Annotated in this window: 21 protein-coding genes and 1 other RNA gene; 17 read left to right on the top strand and 5 right to left on the bottom strand. The window is 40.9% G+C overall.

Annotated features, from left to right (window positions below):
* The first annotated feature begins 240 nt into the window (after positions 1 to 240).
* The 9 genes from pyrR to WBM49_RS13815 all read left to right on the top strand — a co-directional run bounded on the left by pyrR (position 241) and on the right by WBM49_RS13815 (position 8,121).
* On the top strand, positions 241 to 780 hold the full coding sequence (pyrR, locus tag WBM49_RS13855) for a bifunctional pyr operon transcriptional regulator/uracil phosphoribosyltransferase PyrR (RefSeq protein ID WP_424372636.1): 540 nt from the start codon (positions 241 to 243) through the stop codon (positions 778 to 780).
* Positions 781 to 784: 4 nt separating this feature from the next.
* Positions 785 to 1,711 carry an aspartate carbamoyltransferase catalytic subunit gene (locus WBM49_RS13850; RefSeq protein WP_424372635.1) on the top strand — a complete coding sequence of 309 codons (927 nt, stop codon included), beginning with the start codon at positions 785 to 787 and terminating at the stop codon, positions 1,709 to 1,711.
* A 6-nt stretch (positions 1,712 to 1,717) separates the two neighbouring features.
* Complete coding sequence (locus WBM49_RS13845) at positions 1,718 to 2,050, top strand: ribonuclease Z (protein ID WP_424372634.1); 333 nt, start codon at positions 1,718 to 1,720, stop codon at positions 2,048 to 2,050.
* A gap of 3 nt (positions 2,051 to 2,053) precedes the next feature.
* A complete protein-coding gene (locus WBM49_RS13840; protein ID WP_424372633.1) occupies positions 2,054 to 2,509 on the top strand; it encodes a DUF3291 domain-containing protein in 456 nt (151 codons plus the stop codon).
* A gap of 17 nt (positions 2,510 to 2,526) precedes the next feature.
* The gene (locus WBM49_RS13835) at positions 2,527 to 3,432 is read left to right on the top strand and encodes a ribonuclease Z (protein WP_424372632.1); all 906 of its coding nucleotides are present in this window, start codon (positions 2,527 to 2,529) and stop codon (positions 3,430 to 3,432) included.
* 78 nt (positions 3,433 to 3,510) lie between these two features.
* Positions 3,511 to 4,158: a pyridoxamine 5'-phosphate oxidase gene (gene pdxH, locus WBM49_RS13830; RefSeq protein ID WP_424372631.1), complete on the top strand. Its 648-nt coding sequence runs from the start codon at positions 3,511 to 3,513 to the stop codon at positions 4,156 to 4,158.
* 71 nt (positions 4,159 to 4,229) lie between these two features.
* Entirely contained in the window at positions 4,230 to 4,718 is a 489-nt protein-coding gene (locus WBM49_RS13825; RefSeq protein ID WP_424372630.1) for a SixA phosphatase family protein, read from the top strand.
* Positions 4,715 to 6,835 carry a polyphosphate kinase 1 gene (gene ppk1, locus WBM49_RS13820; protein WP_424372629.1) on the top strand — a complete coding sequence of 707 codons (2,121 nt, stop codon included), beginning with the start codon at positions 4,715 to 4,717 and terminating at the stop codon, positions 6,833 to 6,835. The genes WBM49_RS13825 and ppk1 overlap by 4 nt, the downstream gene beginning before the upstream one ends.
* Entirely contained in the window at positions 6,832 to 8,121 is a 1,290-nt protein-coding gene (locus WBM49_RS13815) for an MFS transporter (RefSeq protein ID WP_424372628.1), read from the top strand. Before ppk1 ends, WBM49_RS13815 begins: the two co-directional genes overlap by 4 nt.
* Positions 8,122 to 8,124: 3 nt before the next feature.
* Here the strand turns inward: WBM49_RS13815 and WBM49_RS13810 are convergent, their stop codons facing one another.
* Positions 8,125 to 8,706 (bottom strand): tRNA-(ms[2]io[6]A)-hydroxylase, encoded by a 582-nt coding sequence (locus WBM49_RS13810; RefSeq protein WP_424372637.1) that lies wholly within the window; start codon positions 8,704 to 8,706, stop codon positions 8,125 to 8,127.
* A 137-nt stretch (positions 8,707 to 8,843) separates the two neighbouring features.
* On the opposite strand from WBM49_RS13810, the gene WBM49_RS13805 reads away from it, so the two are divergent.
* A complete protein-coding gene (locus tag WBM49_RS13805; RefSeq protein WP_424372627.1) occupies positions 8,844 to 9,203 on the top strand; it encodes a transmembrane 220 family protein in 360 nt (119 codons plus the stop codon).
* Here WBM49_RS13805 and WBM49_RS13800 read toward each other — a convergent pair.
* Positions 9,192 to 11,009 carry a DNA polymerase III subunit gamma/tau gene (locus tag WBM49_RS13800; protein ID WP_424372626.1) on the bottom strand — a complete coding sequence of 606 codons (1,818 nt, stop codon included), beginning with the start codon at positions 11,007 to 11,009 and terminating at the stop codon, positions 9,192 to 9,194. The two genes, WBM49_RS13805 and WBM49_RS13800, sit on opposite strands and share 12 nt — an antisense overlap.
* A gap of 129 nt (positions 11,010 to 11,138) precedes the next feature.
* On the opposite strand from WBM49_RS13800, the gene rnpB reads away from it, so the two are divergent.
* Positions 11,139 to 11,460: RNase P RNA component class A (gene rnpB / locus WBM49_RS13795), an RNA gene on the top strand.
* Positions 11,461 to 11,462: 2 nt separating this feature from the next.
* Here the strand turns inward: rnpB and WBM49_RS13790 are convergent.
* Genes WBM49_RS13790 through WBM49_RS13780 form a run of 3 tightly spaced genes read right to left on the bottom strand, consistent with a single transcriptional unit; the run spans position 11,463 to position 13,474 of the window.
* Positions 11,463 to 12,005 (bottom strand): RsmD family RNA methyltransferase, encoded by a 543-nt coding sequence (locus WBM49_RS13790; RefSeq protein WP_424372625.1) that lies wholly within the window; start codon positions 12,003 to 12,005, stop codon positions 11,463 to 11,465.
* Position 12,006: 1 nt separating this feature from the next.
* On the bottom strand, positions 12,007 to 12,846 hold the full coding sequence (locus tag WBM49_RS13785) for a DUF3822 family protein (RefSeq protein WP_424372624.1): 840 nt from the start codon (positions 12,844 to 12,846) through the stop codon (positions 12,007 to 12,009).
* The gene (locus WBM49_RS13780) at positions 12,824 to 13,474 is read right to left on the bottom strand and encodes a hypothetical protein (protein ID WP_424372623.1); all 651 of its coding nucleotides are present in this window, start codon (positions 13,472 to 13,474) and stop codon (positions 12,824 to 12,826) included. The genes WBM49_RS13785 and WBM49_RS13780 overlap by 23 nt, the downstream gene beginning before the upstream one ends.
* A 102-nt stretch (positions 13,475 to 13,576) precedes the next feature.
* Here WBM49_RS13780 and WBM49_RS13775 point away from each other — a divergent pair, with 102 nt between their 5' ends.
* The 6 genes from WBM49_RS13775 to WBM49_RS13750 form a co-directional block, all read left to right on the top strand.
* Entirely contained in the window at positions 13,577 to 15,010 is a 1,434-nt protein-coding gene (locus WBM49_RS13775) for an ATP-dependent DNA helicase (protein WP_424372622.1), read from the top strand.
* A 34-nt stretch (positions 15,011 to 15,044) separates the two neighbouring features.
* Positions 15,045 to 15,620 (top strand): DUF4126 domain-containing protein, encoded by a 576-nt coding sequence (locus tag WBM49_RS13770; protein ID WP_424372621.1) that lies wholly within the window; start codon positions 15,045 to 15,047, stop codon positions 15,618 to 15,620.
* A gap of 16 nt (positions 15,621 to 15,636) precedes the next feature.
* Positions 15,637 to 16,365, top strand: coding sequence for a 3-deoxy-manno-octulosonate cytidylyltransferase (kdsB, locus tag WBM49_RS13765; protein WP_424372620.1), 729 nt, complete (start codon positions 15,637 to 15,639; stop codon positions 16,363 to 16,365).
* The gene (locus WBM49_RS13760; protein WP_424372619.1) at positions 16,356 to 17,054 is read left to right on the top strand and encodes an HAD family hydrolase; all 699 of its coding nucleotides are present in this window, start codon (positions 16,356 to 16,358) and stop codon (positions 17,052 to 17,054) included. Before kdsB ends, WBM49_RS13760 begins: the two co-directional genes overlap by 10 nt.
* Positions 17,055 to 17,061: 7 nt before the next feature.
* On the top strand, positions 17,062 to 18,189 hold the full coding sequence (locus tag WBM49_RS13755; RefSeq protein ID WP_424372618.1) for an iron-containing alcohol dehydrogenase family protein: 1,128 nt from the start codon (positions 17,062 to 17,064) through the stop codon (positions 18,187 to 18,189).
* A 111-nt stretch (positions 18,190 to 18,300) separates the two neighbouring features.
* Positions 18,301 to 18,743: 1-acyl-sn-glycerol-3-phosphate acyltransferase (locus tag WBM49_RS13750; RefSeq protein ID WP_424372617.1), on the top strand; the 443-nt coding region annotated here is incomplete at its 3' end.

The raw sequence follows: 18,743 nt of genomic DNA, 5'->3' as shown, positions 1-18,743 counted from the left end.
GGGCGACGCCAATGAGCAATTGCAAGCGTTGAAAGACAAAATGGAAGCCGGTAGCAAAAAGAAGTAAGCTTTTACATTGTCTAAGTAAACATAGAGTAAAGCCCTGGCCGCAATGTCAGGGCTTTTTTTTAGCCTTTTCACGATATAACCCTTCATGGTGCGGGATGATATTTTACAGGGTTCCTTTTTATTGAATAGAAATCGCTATTTTTGATGTCAAATATGTTGGTCGCGCAAACCATGAGTCAAAAAGTACTTCTTTCCTCTAAAGAAATCCATATAATTTTACATCGCCTGGCTTGCCAACTTTTAGAAAACCATCTGAATTTCTCTGATACCGTTTTAATAGGAATACAGCCCAGGGGTAGCTATTTAGCCAACCGCTTGGCAAAGATCCTTAAGGAAGAATACAAGGTTCCAGATATTAAACTGGGACTGTTAGATATTACCTTTTTCCGCGATGACTTTCGAAGGAGCGATAAGCCCCTGGAAGCGAGTAACACCAATATAGATTTTCTGATAGAAGGGAAGAATGTTGTTTTAATAGACGATGTGTTGTACACCGGAAGAAGTATACGCGCTGCTTTAACAGCGATCCAGTCTTTTGGAAGACCTCAGGAAATAGAATTATTGACCCTGATAGACCGAAGGTTTAGCAGGCATTTACCCATACAGCCTAACTACAGAGGGAGACAGGTAGATGCTATCAATGATGAAAAAGTGAAAGTGATGTGGGAAGAAAATGAGGGAAAGGACGTGGTTTATTTAGTAAACAAATAAAAGTATGTCGGTACTAAGTGTGAAACACCTGTTGGGAATCAAATATCTGAACAAAAAGGATATTCAACTGATTTTCGAAACAGCCGATCAGTTCAAAGAAGTGATCAATAGGTCCATCAAAAAAGTACCTTCCCTTCGTGACATTACTATTGCCAACATATTTTTTGAGAACAGTACGCGTACTAAACTAAGTTTTGAGTTAGCTGAGAAACGCCTATCTGCAGACGTTATAAATTTTAGCGCTTCACAATCCTCCGTAAAAAAAGGGGAAACGCTTATAGATACCGTTAACAATATCCTGTCTATGAAAGTAGATATGGTGGTAATGCGGCATCCAAATCCCGGAGCTTGTATCTTTTTATCCAAGCATGTAAAAGCGGCGATCATTAACGCCGGGGACGGGGCACATGAACATCCTACACAAGCCTTGTTAGATTCCTATTCCATCCGTGAGAAATTAGGAGATGTGGCAGGTAAAAAAGTAGTGATCGTAGGCGATATTCTACATTCCAGGGTGGCGCTCTCCAATATTTTTGCCTTAAAACTGCAGGGTGCAGAAGTGAAAGTATGTGGCCCCAAAACATTGATTCCCAAGCATATTGAATCACTTGGCGTTAGTGTAGAACCCAATCTTAAAAAAGCCCTGGAATGGTGTGATGTTGCCAACATGTTGCGGGTACAAAACGAACGGATGGAAATGAGTTACTTCCCTTCCACACGAGAATACACCCAGCAATATGGGATCAACAGACATACACTCGACAGTCTGAAAAAGGAGATCGTTATTATGCATCCAGGCCCTATAAACAGAGGGGTAGAGATCACCAGCGATGTGGCAGATTCTTCACAATCTATTATTCTTCACCAGGTAGAAAACGGTGTGGCCATCCGTATGGCCGTTATTTATTTATTGGCATCACAAATAAAATAGCAGCTTATGATATTCGAAAGGGAAGGCAATAGCACCATAGTGTATCAGGAAAACATCGCCCTATTAAAATTTGCAGAAAATTTAAAAGCGGCCTATGAAAAACTAAAGAACGACCATATCATCGTTAACTTATTCTCTTTCTCAAGACTCAGTTCTGATGAGATTCTGGAATTCCTGGAATTATCTAACCAACACAGAAAAGCCAATAAGTCTTTTGTATTGGTTACCGATAAAGTATCTTTTGATGAGGTGCCCGATGCGATTAGCCTGGTCCCTACGATACAGGAAGCAATGGACCTGATTGAGATGGAAGACATTGAACGAGACCTTGAACTGTAAACAATGACAACGCATTTCGCTCAAGTTAATATCGCCCGGGCACAATATAGATTAGAGGATCCGCGGATGGCCGATTTTGTGAATAATACGGCCAGGATCAATGCCTTGGCGGAGGTCAGTCCAGGCTTTGTTTGGCGTTGGATAGAAGAACCTTCTAATGATGTATTTGAGGTATTTGGTGATCCTGCCTTGGTCCTTAATATGTCCATGTGGGAATCAAGGGAATCTTTAATGGCCTTTACCTATCAGACAGCTCATGTGGAGATCTACAAAAGGAGGAAAGAGTGGTTTTCCAAACTAAAAGAGAATCACATGGTATGCTGGTATACCAAAGAATCGGAGATAAGCTTAGAAGAGGCAAAAAGAAGATTAGACCATCTGAATGCCAACGGAGAAACTGCGTATGCTTTTAGTTTTCGCTCAAATTTCTCCATTGAGGAGGCTACCCAGTATTTATAAGAATTGATTGAACGGTTATGAAACTTCATATTTTGGGATGTTACGCGGCAACCCCTTCCCTTATGGGGAACCCAACAGCTCAAATTCTGGAAATACGAGATCACCTATTCTTAATAGACTGCGGCGAAGGAACACAAGTACAACTGAGAAAACACAAGATCAAATTTTCCAGGATCAACCACATTTTTATCTCCCATCTTCACGGCGATCACTTTTTTGGCCTACCCGGCCTAATCGCTACCTTTCAATTACTGGGGCGGGAAAAGGAACTGCATATTTATGGTCCGGTAGGCTTAAAGGAAGTGGTGCTAATGCTTTTGCGAGTGGGGAATTCCTGGACGAGTTTTACCCTTGTCTTTCATGAGTTGGCGGAAAAAGTACCTGTACAGATCTATGAGGATGATAAAGTCATGATTTCCACCATCCCCTTATCCCACCGAATTTATACCAATGGCTTTCTCTTTCGCGAAAAAGTAAAAGAACGGATCTTGGACATAGAAGCGGTAACTACCTATAAAATAGATAAGGCTTATTTCAAGAACATCAAAAAAGGAAAAGACGTACTTCTGGACAACGGCAAAAAGATATTAAACAAACGGCTCACCTTAGATCCTCCTAAGCCTAAGAGTTATGCCTATTGCAGTGATACGGCCTACGATCCTCAAATAACCGAATGGATCAAAGGGGCAGATGTCTTGTATCACGAAGCTACGTTTCTGAATTCTGAAGCCGAGATGGCCACTAAGACAAAGCATTCAACCGCAGCCGAGGCCGCAAAGATTGCGAAAGCAGCCGGAGTGAAACTTCTAATTTTAGGTCATTTTTCTGTCAGGTACAAGAAGAAGGAAGCCTTTATAGAGGAAGCAATCCCTTATTTTAGCAATGTTCAATTGGCAGAAGATGGTAGATTGCTACTAATTTAACGATAAAAGAAGTTTGCAATTTCCCTTTTTGTTAAGTTTTCACCAACTTTGTTACAACAAGATATTGCTTAAAAACGCATGAAAAAAGATCTGGGAAATTATCGAAAATCATATGAGAAAAGCGCCTTAATGGAGGATGCTATTTCCGATAATCCCATGGAGCTTTTCCAGAAATGGTTTCATGAAATAGAAAAAGCGGGCTCTGTAGATGAACCCAATGCAATGACCATATCTACCTTGGGACTCGATGGATTTCCCAAAGGAAGGATCGTATTATTAAAGCGATATACTTATGAAGGTTTTATTTTCTACACCAACTACAGTAGTGAAAAAGGCAAGGCTATAGATAATAACCCAAAGGTGTGTCTTTCCTTCTTTTGGCCAGCCATGGAAAGGCAGGTTATTATAAAGGGAACTGTTTCAAAGATCGCAGAGAATATGTCCGATGGGTATTTTGAAAGCAGGCCCACAGGTAGTAAATTAGGTGCAATCGCCTCCAATCAGAGTGAAGTGATCCCTTCCAGAGATGTTTTGGAAAATAAGTTAAAGAAATTGGAAGCGCAGTACGAGCAAAAGGAAATATCCCGCCCTGCTAATTGGGGAGGATATTTAGTGGCTCCAATATCCATAGAATTTTGGCAGGGAAGACCTAACAGATTGCACGACAGGATCCGATACACCCTGGGAGAAGATTATAATTGGAAAATAGAAAGACTAGCACCATAATCTTTATTTACATTGGTTCCGATCTAAAATTGACCTGCCCGGAAGTACCGTTTTTTTAAAAGTAGAAAAGTATGAGACATCTAATATTGGTAAGACATGGCAAGTCGTCCTGGGACTATCGGGTGGAGGACAGGGACCGACCTTTAAAAGAAATTGGGATACAAGATGCTCACAGGGTTTCTCATCATTTTAATTCATGGAAGATTAAGGTCAATGCAGTATATTCTAGCCCGGCTATCAGAGCCCTGCATACCTGTGTCATATTTTTGAGGAATCTTAAGATCCCTTATTCCAATTTTTCCCTAACGGATGATTTATATGATTTTTCGGGAGAAGACGTGCTGCAATTTGTAAGGAATTTACCAGATTCACAGCAAATAGTAATGATCTTTGGGCATAACCATGCGTTCACCGAAGTGGCGAATATATTTGGAGATATTTATATAGACAATGTGCCAACCACCGGCTTGGTTCACTTGTCTTTTAAGGTGCCGAAATGGAAAGATGTACAAAAAGGTAAAACTGAAAAGGTGGTTCTGCCTAAAGATTTAAGGATATGATCAAAACAAAGAATCAGTATATAAACAGAGAAATCAGCTGGTTACATTTTAATGACCGGGTATTGCAGGAAAGTGCGGATAAAAGAGTGCCGCTCATTGAAAGGCTGCGTTTTCTTGGGATTTTCTCGAATAACCTGGATGAATTCTTTAAAGTACGCTATGCCACCGTAAAACGTATTGTAGAGGCAGGCAAGTCGGGTAAAAGCGTTCTGGGCGGTGAAGTGGCTAAGGACCTGTTGGAAGAGATCACCAAAATAGTGATTGCACAACAAACCCGTAGTTTAGAGATCCATAGAGATATAGAAAAAGAATTGGAAGCGGAGAATATCTTTATCATTAACGAAGAGGAGGTAACCGAGGAACAGTCTGTTTTTTTAAAAACCTACTTTTTAGAAAAGGTGAGTCCGCAGCTAATGACCATTATTCTCAATGATCTTAACGAATTTCCAATGCTCAAGGATTCGGCTGCCTATCTCGCTATTAAAATGGTCCTTAGAAGCGAGAGCGTTTCCGTGCCAGAAGCACCCATGACAGAGAAAAGTTATGCCCTCATTGAAATACCCAAAGGAATTGATAGGTTTGTGGTACTGCCCCAAGAAGGGAACCGGCATTACATTATTATCCTTGATGATCTGATACGCTATTGTCTGGACAGTGTCTTTTCCATGTTTGATTACACCTCCATTTCGGCGCACATGATCAAGATCACCAGGGACGCAGAACTCGATATAGACAATGATCTCAGCAAAAGTTTTATAGAAAAAATATCCTCTAGTGTAGATAACCGTAAGATCAGCGATCCTGTTCGCTTTGTGTATGACAAGAACATCGAAGAAGATACCCTTGAGTTCCTTACAGGGAAAATGGGTATTACCGATACAGACAGTGTTATCCCTGGAGGACGTTATCACAATAGACGAGATTATATGAGTTTTCCCAGCCTGGGAAAAGTAGAACTCATGTATGAAAAAATTAAACCCCTGCCTATCAAAGGTGTTGAGGCGGAGGGAAGTTTTCTGGGTCAGATCGCCGAAAAAGACTATTTGCAGTATACACCTTACCACAAATTTTCTTATATCATTCGGTTTCTTCGGGAGGCAGCCCTAGATCCGAAGGTGAAGACCATAAAGATCACTGTTTACAGACTTGCGGACGATTCCCAGGTGGTGGCTTCCCTGATCAACGCCGCAAAGAATGGAAAACAGGTTACGGTACAGATAGAGTTGCGTGCCCGTTTCGATGAAACAGCAAATATTGGCTATGCAGAACAATTACAGGAAGAAGGAGTTAAACTGATCTTTGGGGTACCCGGATTAAAGGTGCATAGTAAAATATGTCTCATAGAAAGGGAAGAAAACGAAGGATTAAACCGCTACGGATTTATCAGTACTGGGAATTTTAATGAAGCTACTGGCAGGATATACACAGATTATACTTTGTTTACAGCAAATGAAAAGATTTTAAAGGAATTGAACATGGTTTTCGATTTTTTCGAAACTACCTATAAGATCAATAAATACAAGCATCTAATAGTTTCTCCCCATTATACGAAAAGCGCCTTTATAAAACTGATAGATCAGGAGATAGAGAATGTGAAGCTGGGTAAGGAAGCGTACATTAAGATCAAAATGAATAGCTTAACCTCCTACAAAATGGTAGACAAGTTGTATGAAGCCAGTAGGGCGGGGGTGAAGATCAAGATGATCGTTCGAGGTATATGCTGTTTGATCCCCGGGGTAAAAGGAATGAGTGAGAACATTGAAGCCATCAGTATTGTGGATAAATTTCTGGAGCATCCAAGATTATTCATCTTTGCGAATGATGGGAACCCAAAGGTATGTATTTCCTCGGCCGACTGGATGACCAGAAATATTGAAAACAGGGTGGAAGTAGGCTGTCCAATCTACGATCCCGAAATTAAGAAAGAGCTTATAGACACTTTTGAGATCTCCTGGAGCGATAATGTAAAAGCGCGTAAATTCAATGCACTTCAGGATAATTGCTATGTGCACAATAAAAAACCCAAGGTTCGTTCTCAATTCGCCTTGTATGAATATTACCTCGATAAACTCAAAGCAGTATCAAAGCTCCCCGATACTAAGGCTTCTTCAAGATGAATAAAAAGGAATCTACACTATTAAAACTCGAATTTGAAACTCGCAGTTGTGAATCTATTGGGGAAGAACATTGTAAACAGGTGCCTGGAAATTTTGCAAAGAATGCGTTAAGCGGATTTTGCTCAAAACTAGCGGAACAACTCGTAAGCCCAAGTATTACCTTGCCCTGGCTTTTGTCGTTAACAGGTAGTGGCTCTGCCATTTCAGGGATGCTTGTCCCACTTAAGAACCTTGGAAGTCTGTTACCCCAATTAGCTGTTTCTGGTTCCATAAGGAAATTCCCTGTAAGGAAGTATTTCTGGGGGATACCAGCATTTGTACAGGCGGTATTAGTGCTTTTTATGGGAATTTCTTTCCTTGTTCTTGAAGGAGTTGAAATTGGTGTTGCCATTGTAATTTTATTATTGCTCTTTAGTATTGCCAGTGGTGTTTCTTCCGTCGCTTTTAAAGATGTAATGGGCAAAACCATACCTAAGGGGACCAGGGGGAAGTTGTTGGCCACAAGGGCCACTGGAGGAGGAATTCTTACCTTGATATTTGGGCTTGGACTTTATTATTACGTCTCGGTGTGGGATACGATGACAATTATCCTACTTTTAGTTGGTATGGCAGCCTGTTTGTGGTCTCTGGCAGGGATACTCTTTCTTTTAATCCGGGAAGAACCGGGGGCAACGGAAGGTGGCAGAACTGCACTTCAGGAATTAAAGGCTGGCACTCATTTACTGAAAGAGGATAAAAACCTTAAATATTTTATATTAGCCAGGGCCTTCTTAATGGCTATTCCGTTGGCGCAGCCTTTTTTTGTCCTAATTGGTAAGGAGACTACACAATCCAGGATTACAGGACTTGGGGTCTTTGTAATTGCTTCAGGGATCGCAGCCATGGTCTCCAGTCCCTTTTGGGGGATGTTTGCAGATAGGTCCTCCCGTAAATTGATGATGGCCATCGCGGCCTTTGGAATCCTAAATTGCTGTCTGGTTTTTGGATTTATGTATTTGGAAACCTCAATGCAAACCATTTATTTATTTGCCCCGCTGATCCTTTTAAACATGATGGCACATGGGGGAGCTCGATTAAGTAGGAAGACCTACCTGACAGATTTTGCACCCGCAAAAGAACGGCCGCTATACATTGCCCTTTCAAATACTTTAATAGGATGTTTTACCATCCTAACGGCGGGGATAGGTTTTATTGCACAGTGGTTCAACTACGAGACTTTATTACTTTTTTTTATGGCTATGCTACTGCTAAGTATGGTCTGGACGTATAAATTAAAAGAGGTATAGGTCTTATCCGTGTATATTCTCTTTAGTGCCCAGTGATTTCATGATGGTGGCCTCATACTCTAAAAGCGCGTCCCATTTTGCATCCACTTCCTTTCGGTTACCGTACTTCCTGGCAAATTTCAGGAACATGGTGTAATGTGAAGCTTCACTGACCATAAGGGCGCGATAGAACTCCGAGAGCTCCCTATCCTTGAGTTCTTCAGATAATAATCTGAATCGTTCACAACTCCTTGCCTCGATCAGGGCGGCATATAAGAGTCGGTGTACCAACTGAGTGGTTCTTGAACCTCCTTTGGGAAAGAATTTTAGCAGGGCTATGGCATACTCATCTTTTCTATGCTCTCCCAGGGTCTTTCCTCTGGCTAAGATCTTGTCGTGCACCATTTTAAAATGCCCCATTTCCTCTCTGGATAAAGCTATCATTTCCTGAATAAGTTCTGGGTATTCGGGAAAACTAACTATAAGAGAGATGGCAGTGCTGGCTGCTTTTTGTTCGCAATAGGCATGATCGGTAAGGATCTCGTCAATGTTCATCTCAACGATATTGACCCATCTGGGGTCTGTAGGTAGTTTAAGTCCAAGCATGGTCTTTCTTTTATTCTCAAAGTAAAAATACCAATTATATCCTGGATCCTTTGTATCTCGTATGCCATTCCCCATCTAAATACTATCTTTAGAGTATCCTCATTCTTGGATCTGTTACTTGTAATATGGTACTATTTATGAAAGGAGTTATTAGATGGGTGGCATTTATCTTTATGATCCTGTTCGCTTTAGCGGGAATGGTACAATGGAACGACCCGGATGCCATACTCTGGATGGGGATCTATGCCATCCCTTGCGCTGCTTGTTTATTTTATTTTCTGGGACGATTTAACACCCTTCTTGGGTTGTTTTTAGGGATTGTCTATAGCATTGGTGGAATAATCGTTTGGCCCGATATTTATGAAGGGATTATCCTGGAAGAAGGGAATCTGGAGAATATTGAACGGGGGAGAGAGGCATTGGGGTTGTTTATTATTGCCAGTATCATGTTTATTTTGACCCTCCATACATGGGTCACAAAAAGATCAAAGGTCTAGATCAAAGGTTTTTCGCAAAAGATCGATAGCCGGATTTTTCTCCCGGAGCTTATCGTATTTCTCCTGGGGAGTAAAGGCATATTTTTTAATGGTCTCTTCATTTACTGAAATTGATAACTGTAGATGATGATTATGCAAGGCCTGTTTTAGGAAGTTCATTAATCCCAACTGCTCCCGCTCCACCTCTTTTTTCATGGTGTCATTTGGCAATTCAATGACAATGGTTGTTTCATCCTTGATCTTCGGAATATCGGAACTGAGATTACTGGCAAGGATCTTCTTTCCTTCTTTGTCTAGTATACTAACATACGCCTGCCAATGTTTGTGCAGCTCTTCCTCTGTAAAAGTATCGTCCGGAAGTGAATCTTCGTCATAGGTGACCTCTATCTTGTTGAGCTCGTGTGTCTTTTTGGCTTTGATACTGGAAATGGAAAGACCCGAAACGCGTTTAGGATGATCTTTAATATTAATTTTACGCGCAGGTTCACTAATCAAAGAGGCAGTTTCCGTAAAGGTATCATTGTCAACTTCTGTACTGTCAGCTAGTTCAGAATTTGCTAGTGCTAAGTCTTTCTGCTGATCAAGGCTTGTTATGTCCTCTTTGTCTTGCTTTGTAGCAAGGGATTGAATGGGTTCGGGAGCTATGGTTTCAATAACAATTGGACCCGATACTCGATGAAAAAAGGAAGCAGGAATTAACTGCCCTAGTTCGAGGAGACTATGGTTCTGGTCAGGATTTTTTTTTTCAGCATTAAACGAGAGCGAAGCCAGCTTCATAAGAGCCAGTTCTACTAACAAACGGGCATTCTTGCTGCTTTTGTATTGCAGGTCTGCCTGATTCGCAATCTCCAGGGCTTTTAATAGAAATTCCTGTGAGGTCTTTTTGGACTGTTCTAAGTATAGTTTCTTTGCATTTTCGCCCACTTCCAGTAAGGCTATAGTGTCCTGATGTTTGCAAACCATCAGATCTCTGAAATGGGAAGCCAGGCCAATAATAAAATGATGACCTTCAAACCCCAGAGCTAAGGTTTTATTAAATAACAGGAGGATTTTTGGAATATCGTTGTTTAGAATATGATCGGTAGCTTCAAAATAGGTGTCGTAATCCAGGACATTCAAATTCTCGGTAACCGCTTTTCGCGTCAACTCTTTTCCGGAAAAACTAACTACCCGGTCAAAAATAGAAAGCGCATCTCGTAATGCCCCATCTGCTTTTTGGGCGATGATATGTAGGGCATCACTCTCTGCATTTATTCCTTGTTGTTCCGCAATATACTGTAGATAATTGGCAGCATCTAAAACAGTAATACGTTTAAAATCAAATATTTGGCACCTTGAAAGTATGGTAGGGATGATCTTGTGTTTTTCAGTGGTGGCCAGGATAAAAATAGCATGTCTGGGTGGTTCTTCCAGTGTTTTCAGAAAGGCATTAAAAGCCGATTGGGAGAGCATATGTACTTCATCAATGATATACACCTTGTACTTCCCTACCTGGGGCGGAATACGTACCTGATCGATAAGATTTCGTATATCGTCTACAGAATTATTGGAAGCCGCATCGAGTTCAAAGATATTGAAGGCAAAATCCTCATCTTCCTTTTCGGTACCATCCCTGTTGATCTGTTTGGCAAGTATCCTTGCACAGGTGGTCTTGCCAACACCCCTTGGACCACAAAAAAGCAAGGCCTGTGCCAGGTGATTGTTATCTATGGCATTCACCAGCGTATTGGTAATAGCCTCCTGCCCCACAACATCTTTGAATGTTTGGGGTCTGTACTTTCGGGCCGAAACGATAAAAGGTTCCACAGCTACAGTTTTAAGGAATTCCAGGCAGACTTTAAGCCTTGCTTACAAATATAAAAATAGCGTTTGTTTATGGACTTTCTTTTGACAGCTAATACCTAATTTTTATCAACAATTGCTGTACCTTTGACCTAAGCAGATCACCTTATCGCTTCCTGTGTATGCAGGGGGAGGAAAGTCCGGACACCATAGTGCGGCATAGCGGGTAACACCCGTCACTCGTCCCGGGTTTCCCGGGCTGAGGCGGACTAGTGCAACAGAAAGAATGTACAGGTTAAGCTGTAGTGAAATCATGTAAACTCTATGCGGTGAAACGTCATGTATATCAGTGTTTGAGGGCGGCACGTCCAAGCTGAAGGGTAGGCGGATAGAATCTTTGGGTAACCACAGATCCAGATAAATGATAAGGAACCTTAATAAGGTAACAGAATCCGGCTTATGATCTGCTTTTTTCTTTTACGCTTCACTTTCGTAAAAACTAAATAAACTACTCCCATATTTTCTTACAGAAGCATGGTGGGCAAGATGGGAAAGATCCATTCGTTTTGAGTGTTCTATGATCAACATGCCATCTGGTTTTAGAAAATTGTGTTCGTATACTAGGCGGTGTATGTCACAGAATTGTTCAAGAGACAAATCGTAAGGCGGATCCACAAAAACAAGATCGTAGCTTTCCCCAACGGATCCTAAAAATTTAAAGACATCCATTTTGATGGCCCTGATCTTAAAATTCCATTCTCCTGCTTTCGCCGCTATGAATTTAACACAGCCGGGATGACTATCTACGCTGGTAATGGCCGTACAACCTCTCGAAGCAAATTCAAAACTCATATTGCCTGTTCCGGCAAAGAGGTCAAGGACGCTTATCTCCTCAAAATAAAACCGATTTCCCAGAATATTAAACAAAGCTTCCTTGGCCATATCGGTCGTAGGACGTACCGGAAGATTTTTTGGGGCTATGATCCTTCTTCCCTTATGGGTACCCGAAATTATTCGCATTTTATAAGGCGTTTATGGCTAGATAATTTGCATTTTGCGCCGTTTCATCAGTTAATAGATCATCTGGTAGCCCTGGGATATACAAGGATATATTCTGCACGTAACTCTGACAAAGGGAATACATAGGGTCGTCTTCTTTTATAGATCCGAAAAGTTTTAACTTCATTTCACTCGGATCTAAATGCAGTTGTTCCCAGGTAAAAAGGAGGTAATACAGAAAATCCTCTGGCGTGTGATAGGAGAAATTATTGAAAAAGATCAGTTTTTTATTCTGAAGGACGATCAGATCCAGTTCATCTGCCGTCACGTACGCATAGCAGATACCTTCTGAACTATGCGCATTGCTGCTCAAAAGTGATTCTATTAGAACGGTACCGTGATGTTTAAATTCAAAGTCCCCGAATAATTCATAGATAAAGTTATTGATGTTCACAAAAGGGACATAGACATTTACCATCTCAAAAGCAGGTATCTCGTCGTATTCCAGAAGATCATTGGCGAGAATCTTGGTATTGAATTTTAGATAATTTGCCAGTTCATTGGGATCGAACAACACTTTTGGTACCAGGGAGAACAAGTCATTTCTGTGGACAACCACGACCTCAGAAAAGGCGTATTCTTTAATCTGTTGCTTTTTAATGAACCGTTTTAACTCCTTTTGAGCCTCGTAAGGGGTAAGCCTATTATCAAAGCTTTGCTTTTCGGCCTTTACGATCTTTTTCCCAATAGTGTCAAGAATGCAAAAAGAAAGTCCATTCAGGCTAACCTGAATGGACAATTTATGATAATCTTCCAGAATTAGGTCGTTTATAAGTTCGTTATTGGTCTCCTTTTTTGTCATAAATAGGGGGCCAGTTTCCATTGGTGCTCACCTCTGAAAGAGATCCTACCTTTATTTCAGTACCATTAACCTCTTCAACACTGATTTGTACATTTTCCCTTGCTAAAAGATCTTTTGGCTGATCGTATAGGATAATATCCTTTTTGACTTTTACTTCAAAAACAGGCGCTTTATAACCACTTTTTTCGATGATGTCTGCCTTCATTTCAAAAGTCTGATTATTCTGTGCATAAGGAACATTCATCATGGACTTATAGCGGGTATCTCCCTTGAAGAGTGAATCTTTAATTGCTATAAAGCCTAAAGTATCAATGATAGTTACTTCTTGTAATAGATCAATCCCATAGGTCTTGTCAAATTCCATGTAGGAAGAATCCCTTCTCTGGGTAATGGTGTACTTCCCTGTATCCACAAAAGCGATCAAACTGTTGAAGTCATTTGCAAATTTACCGTTTACTGTTTTGTAGGCTTCCTGAGAGTTTCGGATATCCTTGAGAACGGAAATTACCTTGTCAAAGCGTTCTTGTTTTATTTTTTTGAATTCGATGGGGCCGGTTACAGAGCGATATATCAGGTAACCCAAACCAATACAGGCAATCCAAAGTATTATTTGAAAGATGGTTTTCATTTGAACAAGTATTAATTAAATTTAGCGGTTCCAACAAATCTACAATTTTTTTTCAATCGTAAAAGTTTTTGGCCCAAAAATCCTGTTTATCTTTGAAGGCCTATGGTTACTCTTACCGCATCTACTTTTTACGCACTTTTAAAAGATAAATTCCCGCATACGCCTACGGCCAAGCAGGATATAACCCTGCAGCTACTGTCCGAATTTTTGATGTCAGAGAATAAGGATCAGCTCTTTTTATTAAAAGGATTTGCCGGAACAGGAAAAACTACTATCATAGGCGACCTGGTTACCAATCTTTGGAAAACATCTCTTAAGTCTGTTATGATGGCCCCAACAGGGCGAGCCGCCAAGGTGATGTCTAGTTATTCAAAGACCCAGGCTTTCACCATTCATAGAAAGATCTACTTTCCTAAAAAAGAGCGGGGTGGGGGAATCCGTTTTGTTCTAGCTCCCAACAAACACAGAAATACAGTATTTATCGTAGATGAGGCCTCTATGATACCCGATGCCCCATCAGACTCAAAACTCTTTGAAAACGGATCGCTTTTAGATGATCTTATTCAATTTGTCTACTCGGGACATCAATGTAAACTAATCCTGATAGGAGATACCGCCCAATTACCCCCGGTACACTTATCATTGAGCCCTGCCCTGGATGAAAAACATTTGCATAATCAGTTTGGAAAGGAAGTGACACTGATAGAATTAGATGAAGTGGTACGGCAGGCTCAGGATTCTGGAATTCTTGTAAATGCCACACAGCTTAGGGACCAGCTTCAGAACAATATGTTCGATGCCTTCCAATTTCAGCTCAGGTCCTTTAAGGATATTGTGCGTTTAACAGATGGGTATGAGATACAGGAAGCCATTGAAGAGGCCTACTCAGTTCAGGGAAAGGAAGAAACCACCTTATTGGTTCGTTCCAATAAGAGGGCTAATTTGTACAATGACAACATCAGGAAACGCATTCTTTTTCTTGAGAATGAATTATCTGTAGGAGACTTTTTAATGGTAGTTAAGAACAACTATTTCTGGTTAAAACCCCAATCTGAGGCAGGCTTTATAGCCAACGGCGATATTGTAGAGGTTTTGGAGATATTTGCGTTCAAAGATCTCTACGGTTTTAAATTTGCAGAGGTCAAAGTAAGAATGACAGACTATCCTAATCAGAAGCCTTTTGAGACTGTATTATTACTAGATACGCTAACAGCAGAGACCCCTTCTCTGTCCTATGAGGATGGCAATAAACTATATCAGGAGGTTATGAAAGACTATGCCAAGGAATCCTCAAAATACAAGAAATTCCTGGCGGTAAAGAACAATACTTTTTTTAATGCCTTACAGGTAAAATTTTCTTATGCCATCACCTGCCATAAATCCCAGGGTGGCCAATGGCACAGTGTTTTTGTAGAACAACCTTATTTGCCTTCGGGGCCAGACAAGGAGTATTTCAGATGGCTGTATACAGCCATCACCAGAGCAAGGGAAAAATTGTATTTGATTGGATTTAAGGACGATTTTTTTCTTGATTGAGAATGCATTACTTTAGTATGTAGATTGCTTTAGCATGACTTCAGAAACCATAATCAGCATTTTTTTAGGAGTTGGATTAGCCGCATCGGTGGGCTTTAGGGTGTTTTTACCCTTGTTCGTCCTCAGTGCCGCATCTTATTTCGGAATGTGGGATCTGAACGAGCATTGGGAGTGGATCGGAAGCCTGTCTGCCCTCATTACACTGGGCGTAGCAACTATTATTGAGATCTTTGCATATTTTATCCCATATGTTGATAATTTACTGGATAGTGTCGCACTCCCTCTCGCCGCCTTAGCCGGTACGGCAGTCATGGTGGCAACTATGGCAGATCTCGACCCTGTTATAACCTGGTCTTTAGCTATCATTGCCGGGGGGGGAACCGCTACAGCCATCAAGGGAGCTTCAGCTACTGGCAGATTGGCATCTACTGCTACCACTGCTGGTTTTGGGAATCCGATCGTTTCATTTATTGAAACCACAACCTCTTTATTGGTAGCCGTGGTTGCCGTGATCGCACCTGCAATTGCCATTTTTCTAGTTATTATGATATTGATTTTAATATTTTCGATCTATAGAAAATTACGACCCAGACGCATACATAAATCTTAATATAGAAGGCTTTCCTATGAATATTATTGCAATGATCCCCGCCCGCTATGCTGCCTCCCGTTTTCCGGGGAAGTTAATGCAGGATCTTGCGGGTAAACCGGTCATTCTGCGCACCTATGAAGCTGCGGTAGCCACAGAGCTTTTTGATGCCGTGTACGTGGTAACGGATAGCACCCTTATTTACGATACCATAACTAACAATGGCGGAAAGGCCATAATGAGTATAGAGGAACACGAATGTGGCAGCGATAGAATTGCCGAGGCCGTAGCCAATATGGATATAGATATTGTTGTAAACGTACAGGGAGATGAACCTTTTACGGATAAGGAAAGCCTGGCAAGCCTAATTCAGGTATTCCAAAAAGACAAAGCAGGGGAGATAGATCTTGCCTCCCTTATGACCCAAATTACCGAAACGGAAGACATCCAAAGTCCCAATACGGTTAAAGTGATCGTAGATCAACAGAATTTTGCGCTCTACTTTTCAAGATCAGTGATCCCTTACCCAAGGGCTACAGATAAAACACCTACCTATTACAAACATAAAGGGGTCTATGCTTTTAGAAAGCAGGCCGTAATAGATTTTAAGCGTTTGCCTATGCTTCCATTGGAGGCGGCCGAGAAAATTGAGGCCATACGGTATTTGGAGTACGGGAAAAAGATAAAAATGGTAGAGACCCAGGTTACAGGAATCGAAATAGACACCCCCGAGGATCTTGAAAAAGCGAAGGCTGCATGGAAGTAGATTTCAGCAACATAAAAGTGATAGGTTTTGATGCCGATGATACCCTATGGGTAAATGAAACGTATTTCAGGGAAGCCGAAGAACAGTTTGCCACATTGTTAGAAAAGTATGAAACAAAAAATAAGATAGACCAGGAATTGTTTAGAACCGAGATCGATAACCTTGACCTCTACGGCTATGGTATCAAAAGCTTTACTCTATCTATGATAGAATCTGCTATAGATATTTCAAATCGTCAGGTTTCACAAACAACCTTAATGGAAATTTTGAATCTTGGTAAAAACATGATCTCGCATCCAGTAGAATTGTTGGAGAATGTAGAAGAGGTTTTAAAGAGATTATCGGATAACTACCGATTGATAGTACTTACCAAGGGCGATCTTCTGGATCAGGAAAGGAAATTGGAACGATCAGGTTTATCAACCTATTTTCATCATGTAGAGGTATTAAGCGATAAAAAGGAAGTAAATTATATGAATTTATTGGATCATTTGGAAATAGATGTATCGGAGTTCTTAATGGTGGGGAATAGTTTAAAATCTGACGTTTTACCCATTTTATCCATAGGAGCACAGGCGGTTCATATACCATTTCATACTACCTGGGCGCATGAAGAAGTACCTACTGATGAAATTAAGAACAATCACCTAACCTTGTCTGGCATCAAGGAATTAGTAAAATACTTGTAAATCCCTTATGGACGAAAAGAAAGATTTGACATTGCATATGACAAAGAAAGGAACCCCAGCTATCTATAAGAACTTCCCTATGGTGCCCAGAGTGATTTTTGGAGTGGGCTGTTTTGATCAATTGGGGGATATTTTATTACCAAAACGCAAGAATTCGGAAGCTCCTATTATTTATCTGATAGATGATGTCTTTGAAGGCACTCCATTAACATCCAGGATCCCGCTGCTTTTTAATGATAAGATAGTATTTATTAGTGCAGATGAGGAACCCAAGACTGAACAGGTAGACGCCTTGGTGTTAATGATCAAATCGGAATTTCAAGAGGCACCTTCAGGAATTGTAGGCATTGGCGGGGGTACGCTTTTGGATATGTCAAAGGCTGTAGCCATTATGCTCAACAATACCGGATCTGCCTCAAAATACCAAGGTTGGGACCTGGTTGGTAAACCAGCTATTTATCATGTGGGTGTTCCTACCATCAGCGGAACAGGTGCAGAGGTTTCCAGGACCACTGTATTATTGGGACCAAATAGAAAATTAGGTATAAATTCGGACTACACTACTTTTGATCAGGTTGTATTAGATCCGGATCTTACTAAAGGCGTTGAAAAAGATCAATGGTTCTATACGGGGATGGACTGCTTTATTCATTGTATAGAGTCGTTAAATGGCACCTATTTAAATGCGTTTAGTCAAAGTTACGGCGAGAAGGCACTAGACCTTTGCAAGGAGGTTTTTCTGGGATCTCTGACTCCTTCTGAAGCCAGGGAAAAACTGATGATGGCATCCTGGCATGGAGGTATGAGCATCGCTTATTCTCAGGTAGGGGTCGCGCATGCTTTAAGCTATGGATTATCTTATGTGCTTGGTGTTAAACACGGTCTTGGAAATTGTCTTGTTTTTCAACATTTAGAAGAATATTATCCGGAAGGCGTGGCACTTTTTCGCAAGATGTTGGCACAACATCAGATCAATTTGCCCTCAGGAATTTGTCGGGAACTTTCTGAAGAAGATATGAGTACGATGATATCAGTATCCTTGAGCATGGAACCTTTGTGGGAGAACGCACTGGGATCCTCCTGGAAAACGCAAATTAGTAGGGATACTCTGAAGAAGATCTATCGGAAAATTTAATCTTCTTTTTTTTTTGGAAGGCACCGATTTTTTTCACGTTCTTGCCAATCTAGTAAGATAGATCTTCTAACTCCAATTTTTAGTAATTAAAACAAACGACATTTCCTGTCTATGCGTGTACTGAGTAAATTTATATTTTTTAAGCTTATGGGATGGAAGCTGATCGGGCCTTTTCCTGAAATAAAAAAATGTGTAGTCATCGTGGCACCCCATACCAGTTGGGTTGATTTTTTTATTGGCCTGTTAGTGCGGAGCATTGTTAACATGGAAATTAATTTTATTGGGAAGCACAGTTTGTTCAAACCGCCTTTCGGCTGGTATTTCAGGTGGATGGGAGGTACTCCGATAGACCGCAGCAGGAACAGTGATACGGTAGTTCATACCACCAACATATTTGCACAACGCGATGTTTTCCGATTGGCTTTGTCTCCGGAAGGCACGCGCAAGAAAGTAACACAATGGAAAACCGGGTTTTATTATATCGCTAAACAGGCCAAGGTTCCTGTGGTTATGGTATCTTTTGACTATGGAAAAAAACAGGTAAAAATATCTGA

Origin of the sequence: Muriicola sp., assembly GCF_049669965.1 — a bacterium.
Taxonomy (GTDB): Bacteria; Bacteroidota; Bacteroidia; order Flavobacteriales; family Flavobacteriaceae; genus Muriicola.
This window is presented reverse-complemented; position numbering and strand designations above follow the sequence as displayed.

What these genes read in the sequence shown, in the direction of transcription:
- pyrR (WP_424372636.1), top strand. Translation starts at nt 241, where the DNA reads ATGAGTCAAAAAGTACTTCTTTCCTCTAAAGAAATCCATATAATTTTA.
- WBM49_RS13850 (WP_424372635.1), top strand. Translation starts at nt 785, where the DNA reads ATGTCGGTACTAAGTGTGAAACACCTGTTGGGAATCAAATATCTGAAC.
- WBM49_RS13845 (WP_424372634.1), top strand. Translation starts at nt 1,718, where the DNA reads ATGATATTCGAAAGGGAAGGCAATAGCACCATAGTGTATCAGGAAAAC.
- WBM49_RS13840 (WP_424372633.1), top strand. Translation starts at nt 2,054, where the DNA reads ATGACAACGCATTTCGCTCAAGTTAATATCGCCCGGGCACAATATAGA.
- WBM49_RS13835 (WP_424372632.1), top strand. Translation starts at nt 2,527, where the DNA reads ATGAAACTTCATATTTTGGGATGTTACGCGGCAACCCCTTCCCTTATG.
- pdxH (WP_424372631.1), top strand. Translation starts at nt 3,511, where the DNA reads ATGAAAAAAGATCTGGGAAATTATCGAAAATCATATGAGAAAAGCGCC.
- WBM49_RS13825 (WP_424372630.1), top strand. Translation starts at nt 4,230, where the DNA reads ATGAGACATCTAATATTGGTAAGACATGGCAAGTCGTCCTGGGACTAT.
- ppk1 (WP_424372629.1), top strand. Translation starts at nt 4,715, where the DNA reads ATGATCAAAACAAAGAATCAGTATATAAACAGAGAAATCAGCTGGTTA.
- WBM49_RS13815 (WP_424372628.1), top strand. Translation starts at nt 6,832, where the DNA reads ATGAATAAAAAGGAATCTACACTATTAAAACTCGAATTTGAAACTCGC.
- WBM49_RS13810 (WP_424372637.1), bottom strand. Translation starts at nt 8,706, where the DNA reads ATGCTTGGACTTAAACTACCTACAGACCCCAGATGGGTCAATATCGTT.
- WBM49_RS13805 (WP_424372627.1), top strand. Translation starts at nt 8,844, where the DNA reads ATGAAAGGAGTTATTAGATGGGTGGCATTTATCTTTATGATCCTGTTC.
- WBM49_RS13790 (WP_424372625.1), bottom strand. Translation starts at nt 12,005, where the DNA reads ATGCGAATAATTTCGGGTACCCATAAGGGAAGAAGGATCATAGCCCCA.
- WBM49_RS13785 (WP_424372624.1), bottom strand. Translation starts at nt 12,846, where the DNA reads ATGACAAAAAAGGAGACCAATAACGAACTTATAAACGACCTAATTCTG.
- WBM49_RS13780 (WP_424372623.1), bottom strand. Translation starts at nt 13,474, where the DNA reads ATGAAAACCATCTTTCAAATAATACTTTGGATTGCCTGTATTGGTTTG.
- WBM49_RS13775 (WP_424372622.1), top strand. Translation starts at nt 13,577, where the DNA reads ATGGTTACTCTTACCGCATCTACTTTTTACGCACTTTTAAAAGATAAA.
- WBM49_RS13770 (WP_424372621.1), top strand. Translation starts at nt 15,045, where the DNA reads ATGACTTCAGAAACCATAATCAGCATTTTTTTAGGAGTTGGATTAGCC.
- kdsB (WP_424372620.1), top strand. Translation starts at nt 15,637, where the DNA reads ATGAATATTATTGCAATGATCCCCGCCCGCTATGCTGCCTCCCGTTTT.
- WBM49_RS13760 (WP_424372619.1), top strand. Translation starts at nt 16,356, where the DNA reads ATGGAAGTAGATTTCAGCAACATAAAAGTGATAGGTTTTGATGCCGAT.
- WBM49_RS13755 (WP_424372618.1), top strand. Translation starts at nt 17,062, where the DNA reads ATGGACGAAAAGAAAGATTTGACATTGCATATGACAAAGAAAGGAACC.